The 11,390-nt window shown below is 70.3% G+C and carries 6 protein-coding genes; 4 read left to right on the top strand and 2 right to left on the bottom strand.

Annotation, left to right across the window (positions count from 1 at the left end; translation table 11 throughout):
• The first annotated feature begins 168 nt into the window (after nt 1-168).
• The 4 genes from ACT4N8_RS10280 to ACT4N8_RS10265 are packed head-to-tail and all read left to right on the top strand — an operon-like array spanning nt 169 to nt 6,915.
• Complete coding sequence (locus ACT4N8_RS10280) at nt 169-1,557, top strand: TIGR03013 family XrtA/PEP-CTERM system glycosyltransferase (RefSeq protein WP_444858039.1); 1,389 nt, start codon at nt 169-171, stop codon at nt 1,555-1,557.
• Entirely contained in the window at nt 1,557-3,641 is a 2,085-nt protein-coding gene (gene prsK, locus ACT4N8_RS10275; protein WP_444858038.1) for an XrtA/PEP-CTERM system histidine kinase PrsK, read from the top strand. Before ACT4N8_RS10280 ends, prsK begins: the two co-directional genes overlap by 1 nt.
• Nucleotides 3,638-5,017, top strand: a complete 1,380-nt coding sequence (gene prsR, locus ACT4N8_RS10270; protein ID WP_444858037.1) for a PEP-CTERM-box response regulator transcription factor — start codon at nt 3,638-3,640, stop codon at nt 5,015-5,017. The genes prsK and prsR overlap by 4 nt, the downstream gene beginning before the upstream one ends.
• Nucleotides 5,014-6,915 (top strand): tetratricopeptide repeat protein, encoded by a 1,902-nt coding sequence (locus tag ACT4N8_RS10265; protein WP_444858036.1) that lies wholly within the window; start codon nt 5,014-5,016, stop codon nt 6,913-6,915. The genes prsR and ACT4N8_RS10265 overlap by 4 nt, the downstream gene beginning before the upstream one ends.
• A 107-nt stretch (nt 6,916-7,022) precedes the next feature.
• On the opposite strand, the gene ACT4N8_RS10260 is transcribed toward ACT4N8_RS10265, so the two are convergent.
• Together ACT4N8_RS10260 and ACT4N8_RS10255 are read right to left on the bottom strand one after the other, a co-directional pair.
• The gene (locus tag ACT4N8_RS10260; RefSeq protein ID WP_444858035.1) at nt 7,023-9,839 is read right to left on the bottom strand and encodes a M16 family metallopeptidase; all 2,817 of its coding nucleotides are present in this window, start codon (nt 9,837-9,839) and stop codon (nt 7,023-7,025) included.
• 52 nt (nt 9,840-9,891) lie between these two features.
• A partial coding sequence (locus tag ACT4N8_RS10255; RefSeq protein WP_444858034.1) for an ATP-binding cassette domain-containing protein occupies nt 9,892-11,390 on the bottom strand: 1,499 nt, incomplete at its 5' end.

Raw genomic sequence — 11,390 nt, 5'->3', positions numbered from 1 at the left:
TTTGTAATTTGCCCCCACTGTGTCGGCCTTGCCTTTTTTTGTGACTGGGGGGGGGGGGGGGCGCCCTGATGGGGCGGGGGGGCCCCGCGCGCGCAGTCCGCGGCACCTGTCGGGCAGCCGCGTGTCGGGCGGCCTTACACTCGCCGCTTCGGCCGGGGGCGCGCGCCCGTGATCCGGCTGTTCAAGCATTATCTCCCTTATGCGGTGCTGCTGCTGGGGACGATCGACTTCGTCATCCTGCTGCTCGCGGCCGAGGCCGGCTGGCTGCTGCGGCTCTGGCAGGTCGGGGTCGACGCCGGCGACAGCGGCTCCCGGGTCGCCAACATGCTGGTCTTCGCCGGCACGCTCCAGGTGGCGATGGTCGCGGTCGGCGTCTACGGCGCGCCGGCGCTGCGGTCGGTCCGCTTCGCCACCGCGCGGCTGGTCGTCGCCGTCGCGCTCGGCATCATCCTCCTCTCCTTGCTCTTCTTCGTCTTCCCGCCGGTCGCCTTCTGGCGATCGAGCCTGCTCTACGCGACCTGGATCGCCCTGTTCGTCATGGTCGCCGTCCGGACGCTCCTTCGCGGCGTGCTGAGCGGCGCGCGCTTCAAGCGGCGCGTGATGGTGCTGGGCGCCGGGGCGCGCGCGGCGCGGATCGAGGCGCTGACCAGGGCCGAGGGCGCGGGCTTCACCGTCGTCGGCTTCATCTCGATGAATGACGGGCCGCCCGCGGTCCCGGGCGCCGCCAATCGCGACGACATCGCCAGCCTACCCGCGCACCTGCTCCGCCTCGGCGCGGGCGAGGTCGTGCTCGCGCTGGAGGAGCGGCGCAACGCGCTGCCGCTCAACGATCTCCTCAGGATCAAGACCACGGGCGTCGAGGTCCACGATTTCTCCAGCTTTATCGAGCGAGAGACGGGGCGGGTCGATCTCGACAGCCTCAATCCCTCCTGGCTGATCTTCTCGGACGGCTTCTCGGCCGGGCGGCGGCTGTCCTCGTGGGGCAAGCGGCTGTTCGACCTCACCGTCAGCCTGATTCTACTGCTCCTCACGGCGCCGCTGATCGCGGTCACCGCTTTGCTCGTGAAGCTGGAGAGCAAGGGGCCCGCTTTCTTCCGCCAGCGCCGGGTGGGGCTCTACGGCGAGACCTTCGAGGTGATCAAGTTGCGCTCGATGCGGGTTGACGCCGAGGTGGGGGGCAAGGCCGTGTGGGCGCAGAAGGACGATCCCCGCGTCACCCGGGTCGGCCGGATCATCCGCAAGTTGCGCATCGACGAATTGCCGCAGGCGTGGAGCGTCTTGAAGGGCGAGATGAGCTTCGTCGGCCCACGCCCTGAGCGCCCCCAGTTCGTCGCCGATCTCGAGGCGCGGCTGCCTTATTACACCGAGCGGCACGTGGTGAAGCCGGGGATCACCGGCTGGGCGCAGATCAACTACCCCTACGGCGCCAGCGTCGAGGACGCCCGCGAGAAGCTCGAATTCGATCTCTACTACGCCAAGAACTACACCCCCTTCCTCGACATCCTCATCCTCCTCCAGACAGCGCGTGTGGTGATCTGGCCGGAGGGGGCGCGCTGATGCTCGGCCTGGTCACCCTCTGGAGCCACCTGCTCGCCGCCGCGCTTTACGGAGCGCTGGCGATTTTCCAGCTGCGCCACTGGAACGGCGACGCGCGCAACCGGCCGCTGGTCACCGCCTTTGCGACGGTTTCCGTCTGGGCGATCTTCCTCGGCTTTCTCGACGGCTACGACATGCTGCCGCAGCTCGCGGAGAGCGCCCGCAACCTCGCCTTCCTCGACTTCATGTACGGGATCATGCGTGAGGCCGACGCGGACGGCAGCCAGCGCGCGGTCAAAGCGGTCTATGCCGCGGTCGCCGCGGTCGTCGGCCTGCAGATCGCGGTCGGCGGCATCATGGCGCAGTTCCGTGGCCAGCCGCTCGCCTTCGAGGCGCTGGTCGCGACCAGCCAGCTGTTCGGCCTCACCATCGCGGCGGGCGCCCTGATCCTCGTCCACAATCTCTATGGCCAGGCGGCGCCGGCGTCGCGCGCCATGCTCAAATTCCCGATGCTCGCGCTCGCCGCGATGTGGGCCTACGACCTCCATCTCTACACGGTCGACTATTTCACCCGCGGCCTCGCCGGCGACCTGCATGCGATGCGCGGCGCCGTGCTGGCGATGATCGTGCCCCTGTTCGCATGGGGGCTGAAGCAGGGGACGACCTGGAAGATCCAGCTCTCCCGCGCGGCGACGTTCCAGTCGGTCTCGCTGATCGGAATCCTCGGCTATCTGATCGTGATGATGTCGGCGTCGCGGGCGATGGAGCTGGTCGGCGGCGATTGGGGGCGGGCGGCCGAGCTTGGCATCATCCTGGTGATGACGGGAATCGCGATCGTGCTGCTCCCCTCGGGACGCGCGCGAGCATGGCTGCGCGTGTTTCTGGCCAAGCACGTCTTCGAGCATCGCTACGACTATCGCCGGGAATGGCTGCGTTTCACCGACACGATCGGCCGTGAGGGCCGCGACGGCGCCCCGCTCGAGGTGCGGATCGTCAAGGCGCTTGCCGATATCGGCGGCGCCGAGGGCGGCCTGCTGCTGCTCGCCGGCGACAATTACCGGCTCTCGGCGGCGGCAAGCTGGAATGCCGGCACGGAGCACGCCGCCTGCGGCCCCGGCGCCGAAGCGCTGCTGCGGTTCATCGAGGCCGAGGCGTGGGTGCTCGACTTCGACAGAATTGCAGGGGGCGCGCTCGAGGCGAAGGACCAGCGGATTCCGGTCCCGGCCTGGTTGGCAGGGATGGAGCACGCCTGGGCGGGGGTGCCGCTGATCCACGCCGGCAAGCTGGTCGGCCTCGTCATCCTCGAGCATCCCTCGTTCCGCCGAACGCTCGATTGGGAGGATATCGACCTGTTCCGCACCGCCGGCATCCAGGCGGCGAGCTATCTCGCCGAGGCGCGGGGCCAGCAGGCACTCGCCGACGCGCGCCGCTTCGACGAGTTCAACCGCCGCTTCGCCTTCATTCTTCATGACATCAAGAACCTCGTCAGCCAGCTCAGCCTGGTGACGCGCAACGCCGAACGCCATGCCAACAATCCCGAATTTCGGGCCGACATGATCGCGACGCTGCAGGGCTCGGTCAGAAAGATGAACGACCTGCTCGTGCGCCTCTCGCCCGGCGCGGCGCGGCTCGCCGAACCGCCGCGCGCCGCCGCGATCGGCCCGATCGTCGAGGCCGTCGCCGCCGCGAAGAAGAGCGCCCATCCGGTCGCCATCAGCGGCGACATGGCTCTGGTCGCCTTGGCCGACGCCGCCGCGCTCGAACAGGCGCTCGGCCACCTCGTCCAGAATGCGATCGACGCCAGCGAGGCGGGCGTGCCGGTCGAGCTTCGCGTCTTCGAGAGCGGCGGCGACGTCGCGATCGAAGTGATCGACCGCGGCCGGGGCATGTCGGGCGAGTTCGTGCGGAGTCGGCTTTTCCAGCCTTTTGCTTCCACCAAGGAGTCGGGCTTCGGGATCGGCGCCTATGAGGCGCGCACCCTGATCCGGGCGATGGGCGGCCGGCTCGAGGTGGAGAGCGCCGAAGGCGAAGGCACTTGCTTCACCATCTTCCTCCCCGGAGCGGCGACCCGCTCCCAAATCAATATCGAACGGATGCGCGCATGAACGCCCCCCTGAATCACGACCGGCTGAAGCCGACCCTGCTCATCGTGGAAGACGACGAGGGACTGCAGCGTCAGCTGCGCTGGGCCTATGATGATTATGAGGTGATCGTCGCCTCCGACCGGAGCGCCGCGGTGGACCTGGTCCGCTCGGCGGAGCCCGCGGTGGTGACGCTCGACCTCGGCCTGCCGCCAGATCCGGACGGGGTGACCGAAGGCTTCGCCGCGCTCGAATCGATCCTCGCGCTCAAGCCCGAGACCAAGGTGATCGTCGCCTCCGGCCATGGCGCGCGGGAAAGCGCGCTGCGGGCGATCGCGTCGGGCGCCTATGATTTCTACCGGAAACCGGTCGACATCGATCAGCTCGGCCTGATCGTCCGGCGCGCCTTCCAGCTCCACGAGATCGAGCGCGAGAACCGGCGGCTGGAGGAAGCGGTCGGCGAGGATCGCACCGTGCTTGGCACGATGATTACCGCCGCCCCCGAAATGGCCAAGGTCGCGCGCACGATCGAGCGGGTCGCCGATGCCGACGTCTCCGTGATGCTGCTCGGCGCCTCGGGCACGGGCAAGGAATTGCTCGCGCGCGGGCTGCACCAGGCGAGCCGGCGGCGCGGCGGCGGCTTCGTTGCGATCAACTGCGCCGCGATCCCCGAGAATCTGCTTGAGGCCGAATTGTTCGGCTATGAGAAGGGTGCCTTCACCGGCGCGATCAAGACCATTGAGGGCAAGATCGAGCTCGCCCAGGGCGGCACTCTCTTCCTCGACGAGGTCGGCGACATCCCGCTCCCCTTGCAGGTCAAGCTGCTCCGCTTCCTTCAGGAGCGGGTAATCGAACGGATCGGCGGGCGCAGCCCGATCGCGGTGGACACGCGCATCGTCTGCGCGACCCATCAGAATCTGGAGGCGATGATCGCCGCGGGCACGTTCCGCGAGGATCTCTATGACCGTCTCGCCGAGATCGTCGTGCGCATCCCGACCTTGGCCGAGCGCCCGGGCGATCCGGCCCTGCTCGCCAAGCATTTCCTCGGCCGCTTCGCGCGCGAGATGAACCCGCAGGTGAAGGGCTTCGCCCCCGGCGCGCTCGCGGCGATCGAGAAATGGCACTGGCCGGGCAATATCCGCGAGCTGGAAAACCGGCTGAAACGCGCCGTGATCATGGCCGACGGTAAATTGGTTTCGGCCGATGATCTCGACCTCGCCGCGCCGGCCGGCGATTGCCTTCCGGTCAACCTCAAGGCGGCGCGCGAGGCGGCGGATCGGCGCGCGATCCGCAAGGCGATCGCCCAGACCGACGGCAACATCTCCGCCGCCGCCAAGCTGCTCGGGATCAGCCGCCCGACCCTCTACGACCTGCTGAAGCAATATGGGCTGCAGGCGTGAAGGCACGCGCGCTCCTGATCGCTTTGGCCCTGCTCGCCGCCTGCTCGGGCGGCGGCAGCCATTACGAGCGCGGGCTGGCCGCGTTCGAGGCGGGCGACCTGCGTACCGCCCGGGTCGAGTTGATGAACGCGCTTCAGTCCGATCCCGCCAATGGCCCGGTACGGGTGATGCAGGCGCGGGTGCTGCTGGCGCTCGGCGACGGCGTCGCGGCCGAATCAGAGATCGCCCGGGCGCGTCGCTCGGGCATCCCCGCCGAAGAGACGCGGCACCTTTTCGCCCATGCCCGGCTGCTCCAGAGCGACGCGCAGGGCGCGCTGAATGAGCTGGCCGAGGTGCCCGACGCGTATGCCGCTTATGCGGCGCGCATCCGGGCGCGGGCGCTCGCGGCGCTCGGCGACAGTGCGGCCGGCGCGGAGTTCGACCGGGCGCTGCGGCTCGGCCCCGAGGACAGTTACGTCCACAGCGACGTCGCCCGCTTCCGCCGGAGCAACGGCGACATCGCCGGCGCGCTCCAGGCGGTCGATCGGGCGCTGGCGCTCCGGCCCACCAACAGCGAGGCGCTGCTGCTGCGCGGCGAGCTGACCCGCTCCCAATACGGCCTTGCCTCCGCTCTGCCCTGGTTCGACCGCGCGCTCGAGGTCGATCCGGGCGACGTCAACGCGCTGCTCGAACGGGCGATCACCTATGGCGACATGGGCCGGATGCGCGACATGCTCGCCGACGCCCGCGCCGCCCACCGCCTCAACGGCGGCGCCCATACCACCGCTTATTATCTGCAGGCCGTGCTCGCCGCCCGCGCGCGCGACTTCGAGCTGGCGCGCGCCATTTACAACCGGACCAACGGCGCCTTCGCGGCCAGCCCTGCCGGCATGCTGCTCGAAAGCGCGATCGACTTCGAGACCGGAAATGGCGAGCTGGGGGCGACCCGCTGGGCCCGCCTGATCCGCCTCCAGCCCGGCAACCGTCGCGCGCGACGGCTACTCGCGGCGGCGCAATGGCGGATGAGCGATCCGCGCGCGACCGCGGAGACGCTCTGGCCGATCGTCTCGCGGCCCGATGCGGACAGCTACAGCCTGTCGCTGATGGGCCGCGCCCTCGCGCGGCTCGGCGACGGCCCGCGCGCCTCCTGGTTTCTCGCGCGTGCGGCCCAGCCGCGCTCCGCCGCGCGCACCGCGCTCGATCCGCTGAGCGACGGCGGCTTCACCGCGCTGCAGGCCGAGGCCAGCGAACAGCCCGGCAACGGGCCGCTGCAGGTGCGGCTGATCTCGGCCATGCTCGCCCGCGGCCTCGGCGACGAGGCGCTCGTGCGGGCGCGGCGGTTGCAGGCCGACAATCCCGGCGCGCCGGAAGCGCACATGCTGGTCGGCGACGCGCTCGGCGTGCGCGGCGACTTCGCCGGCGCGGCCGAGCAGTATCGGCGCGCCGCCAACCTCGCTTTCTCCGAGCCGGTGGCGATCCGGCTGATCGAGGCGCTGCAGCGCTCCGGCCAGCAGCCGGCGGCGGACCAGGTGCTCGGCCTCTTCCTCCGCCAGAATCCGCGCAACATCCCCGCCCAGATCCTGTTCGCCTCGCGGATGATGCAAACCGAGGATTGGGAGGGCGCGATCCGCGTCTATGAAGGCCTGCGCACCCGCATCGGCAATAACGACGCGACGATCCTCAACAATCTCGCCTGGGCCTATTCGGAAACGGGCGATTACGACCGGGCCGTGCCGCTCGCCCGCCGCGCCTGGTCGCTCGACCGCGACAATCCGGCGACCGCCGACACGCTCGGCTGGATCCTCTACAAGAGCGGGGTCAACCGGGCCGAGGGCCTCGTCCTGCTCGAACGCGCCGCGCGCGGCGCCCCGAGCGACGGCGCGATCCAGCGCCGCCTCGCCGAAGCCCGCGCGGGCTGATCTCCCTCTAACCGTCACCCCGGACTTGATCCGGGGCCCACCTTTTTTGGCTACGATGCAGCAGAAAGAGGCGGATGCCGGATCAAGTCCGGCATGACGAGGAAAGGCTACCGCAAGGCCGCCGCGTCGAGGTTGAGCTCGGCGATCGGGATCACGGTGACGGTGCGGCCTTCGGCGCGCAGCCGCTCGACGAATTGCGACGCTTCGCCGACGATCACCATCGTCGCGCCTTCGGGCGAGAGCAGCGCCGCCGCCGCGCCCTGCGCCTCGGCTGGCGTGACCGCGAGCACCGAGGGCAAATAGCGTCCGACCTCGTCGGGGCTGATCCCGCGCAGGACATAGCTTCCCATCAGGCTGGCGAGCCCCGCCGTGGTTTCGGCGCTGCGCCCGAAATCGCCGGTCAGCGAGGCGCGCCGGGCGGTGAGCTCGCCCGCGCTGATCGGCTCCGCGCCCAGCCGCCGCATCTCGCCCAGGATCAGGCCGAGCACCTCGGCCGCCGCGTCGTTGCGGGTCTGGGTGACCGCTGTGAACGGCCCCGCCTCCGCGCGGGCGTCGACGCTGCTGCCCGAGCCATAGGAGAGGCCGCGGCGGATGCGGATTTCCTGGTTCAATCGGGCGCTGTAGCCGCCGCCGAGCACCGCGTTGGCGACGAGAGCGCGATAGAAGCGCGGATCGCGCCGCGAGAGCGCGCGCCGGGTGACCGCGACCGCGGCCTGGCCGGCGCCCGGCATGTCGACGACGATCACGTCGCCGCCGCGCGGCGCCGAGGCCTCAGCGGGTGCCGCGGCGGGGGCGGCCGCTTCGCTGCTCCAGTCGCCGAAATGGCGCTCGGCGAGACGCCTGGCTTCGGTCGGCTCGATGTCGCCGGTCAGAATCAGGGTTGTATTGGCGGGCCGCCACTGGGCGCGCCAGGCGCTTTCGAGATCGGCGCGGGTGATCGCGCGGAGCGATGCGGCCGTGCCGTCCGCCGGATGGCCATAGGGCTCGGCGCCGTAAAGCGAGCGCGCGGCGGTCATCCGCGCGACGTCGCCGGGATCGCTCATCGCCACCGCGACCGCGTCAATGGCCAGCGTCCGCTGCCGCTCGATCTCCGCTTCGGCGAGGGCCGGGCGGCGGGCGACGTCGGCGATGATGGCGAGCGCGGCGTCAGCCTGCGCGGTTCCTACGGTGAGGCCGAGCTGCGAGCCGTCCCAGCCGGCGCTGCTGCCAAGCGAGGAGCCGAGCGCCTCGACAGCCTGGTCGATCTGGGTGGCGGAGCGGCTCGCCGTGCCCTCGGTCATCACCGCCGCGGCCAGCGTCGCGGTGCCCGCGCGCCCTGCGGGATCGGCGGCCGAGCCGCCGCGGGCAACGAGGTTCAACGTCACGATCGGCAGACTCGGATTGCGCACGGTGATGAGTGTGAGGCCGTTCGCGAGCCGCTGCACGTCGGGCGCCGGAATTTCCGGCACGATCTCAGGCCCCGGCTCGGGCGGCGCGACTCGCTCGGCCTCGGGCGCGGGCTCCCAGATGCGGATGTTCGGCGGTGGCGTGAGCGCGACGGTCTGGACGGTTCGCGCGGTCGCGAGTGCATCTTCCGCCGCGCCGTTCTGCGCCTCCTCGGGAAGGTAGCGGACGGCGGCGCTGCGCTCGTCGCGCAGCCAGCGCTGAGCGACCCGCTGGATGTCGGCGGGGGTGACCGCGGCGATGCGGGCGAGCCGGCGGTCGGCGGCGGCGGGGTCGCCGTCCTGGACGACCGCCTCGGCCAGCGCTTCGGCCTGGCCCTCGACGGTCTCGCGCCCGCGCAAGGCGGAGGTCAGCAGCTCGTTCTTCGCCTCTTCGAGCTCGGCCGCGCTGACCGGCTCGTCGCGGAAGCGCGCGATCTCGCGGCGCAGCGCCGCCTCGCCCGCTTCGGCGCTCTGGCCGCCCGAGAGGATCGCGTAAGCGGCGAGCACGCCCCGGCCCCGTTTGAGGTCGACATAGGAGCTCGCCGAGGCGGCGATGCGGTCGCGATAGACGAGGCCTTGGTGGAGCCGCGAGCTCTGCCCGGTGGAAAGAATCCCGTCCAGCACCTCCATCGCGGCGGCATCCTCGTCGTTCGACGGCGGCGCGGGATAGGAGATCAGCACCGCCGGGAGCGGCGTGTTCGGCTCGTAGACGGTGTAGGTCCGCGCCTCGCGCCGCTCGGGCTCGACGGCGGTGACGCGCGGGATCTCGCCGGCGGGCCGCGCGATCGGCGCGAAATAACGGTCCACCCAGCGGTCGAGATCGGCCTGCTCGAAATTGCCCGAGACGACCAGCACGGCATTGTCGGGCCGGTAGTAAGTGGCGTGGAAGGCGCGCACGTCGTCGACCGTCGCCGCGTCGAGATCCTCGATGCTGCCGATCCCCGGCCGCCCGTACGGGTGAACGTCGTACGAGATTTGCGGGAGATAGAGGTAGAACAGCCGGCCGTAGGGCTGGGCGAGCACGCGGCTCCGGAATTCCTCCTTCACGACGTCACGCTCGGAGGCGAAGAAGCCGGGCTCGATCACCAGCGAGCTCATCCGCTCGGCTTCGGCCCAGAGCAGCCGCTCGAGATGGTTCGCCGGGACGACCTCGTAATAATTGGTGAAATCGTCGTGGGTCGAGGCGTTGTTGAAGCCGCCGACATCCTCGGTCAGCCGATCGAGCTGCTCGGGCACCATGTTGCGGGTCGATTTGAACATGAGATGCTCGAAGAGGTGCGCGAAGCCCGAGCGGCCGCGCGGATCGTCGCGCGAGCCGACATCGTACCAGACCTGGACCGAGACGTTGGCGCTGTTGGGATCGCGGATCGAATAGACGCGAAGGCCGTTGGCCAGCGTCCGGTTCTGATAGACGATCGGGGGCACGGATTGCGGCTGCGCCGCCGCGGCGACCGGGCTCAGGGCGAAAGCCGCCAGCGACAAGAGAACGTAACGCTTCATCGATCCACCTCCCCGGAGCCCGCGCCGTTGGTGCGCGAGCGGCCGGGCGGGGTCAAGCTTGCAGCGCCTCCGCCTGCTCGGCCAGCTCCAGCCAGCGCTCTTCGGCGGCGTCGCGCTCGGCCCGCGCCTTATCGATCGCCTCGGTGAGCTGGGCGAAGCGGGCCGGGTCGCGCGCGTAGAGATCGGGATCGGAAAGGATGTCCTCGTCGCGCGCGATCTCCGCCTCCAGCGCGTCGATCCGCGCCGGCAGCAGGTCGTAATCGCGCTGGTCCTTGTAGGAGAGCTTGGTCCTGGGCTTCGGCGGCGGCGCATCCGCCTTGGCCGGCGCCGCGACCTTGGGATTGTGGACGTGGGGGCGGCGCTTGCGCTCCCAATCCTCATAGCCGCCGGCGACGATGTCGACCTTGCCCGAACCGTCGAGGCCCAGGGTGATCGTCACCGTCCGGTCGAGGAAGTCGCGGTCGTGGCTGACGATGAGGACGGTGCCGTCATAATCGGCGATCACCTCCTGCAGCAGGTCGAGCGTCTCCAGGTCGAGATCGTTGGTCGGCTCGTCGAGGACGAGCAGGTTCGAGGCGCGGGCGAATTCGCGCGCGAGCAGCAGCCGCGAGCGTTCGCCGCCGGAAAGGCTGCCGACCTTGGCGTCGATCAGGGTCGGCTCGAAGAGAAACTCCTTCAAATAGCCCTGGACGTGCTTCCGGTGGCCCCGGACCTCGATCCAGTCGCCGCCGTCGGCGAGAATGTCGCGGACGCTCTTGGCAGGGTCGAGCAGCCGGCGCTGCTGGTCGATCATGATCCCCTGCAGCGTCTTGGCGCGGGTGATCTTGCCCTCGTCCGGCGCGGTCTCGCCGGTGAGCAGCCTGAGCAGGGTGGTCTTGCCGGTGCCGTTGGCGCCGACCACGCCGATCCGGTCGCCGCGCTGGATGCGCAGGGAGAAATCCTTGACGATCGCGCGGTCGCCAAAGCGCTTGGTCACATTCTCGGCCTCGATCACCATCTTGGTGCGGACCTCGTCATTCTCGAGCGCGATCTTCGCCGTGCCGGCGGGGCCGAGCATCGCCGCGCGGGCGGCGCGCATCTCGTGGAGTTTCGTCAGGCGGCCCTGGTTGCGCCGCCGCCGCGCGGTAACGCCGCGCTGCAGCCAGTGCAGCTCCAGCTTGAGCTTGGCGTCGAGCTTGTCGGCGGCGCGCGCCTCCTCCTCGTAGACCTTCTCGGTCCAGGCCTCGAAGCCGCCATAGCCGACCTCGGCGCGGCGCAGCTGGCCGCGGTCGAGCCAGAGCGAGGAGCGGGTCAGGCGCTTCAAAAAGGTGCGGTCGTGGCTGATCACGATGAAGGCGCCGGTATAGCGGCCGAGCCAGTCCTCGAGCCACTCGATCCCGGCGAGATCGAGATGGTTGGTCGGCTCGTCGAGCAGCAGCACGTCCGGCTCGAGCGCCAGCGCCCGCGCGATCGCCGCCCGCCGCCGCTCGCCGCCCGAGGCGGTCTTCGCCTCGTGGGAGAGATCGAGCCCGAGCTGATCGGCGACCGCTTCCACCGCATGCGCGGGCGCGC

Origin of the sequence: Sphingosinicella sp. (assembly GCF_052387495.1) — a bacterium.
Taxonomy (GTDB): domain Bacteria; phylum Pseudomonadota; class Alphaproteobacteria; order Sphingomonadales; family Sphingomonadaceae; genus Allosphingosinicella.
This window is presented reverse-complemented; position numbering and strand designations above follow the sequence as displayed.

Excerpts from the sequence above, each read along its gene's own strand:
- prsK (WP_444858038.1), top strand. The coding sequence starts at position 1,557 with ATGCTCGGCCTGGTCACCCTCTGGAGCCACCTGCTCGCCGCCGCGCTT.
- prsR (WP_444858037.1), top strand. The coding sequence starts at position 3,638 with ATGAACGCCCCCCTGAATCACGACCGGCTGAAGCCGACCCTGCTCATC.
- ACT4N8_RS10260 (WP_444858035.1), bottom strand. The coding sequence starts at position 9,839 with ATGAAGCGTTACGTTCTCTTGTCGCTGGCGGCTTTCGCCCTGAGCCCG.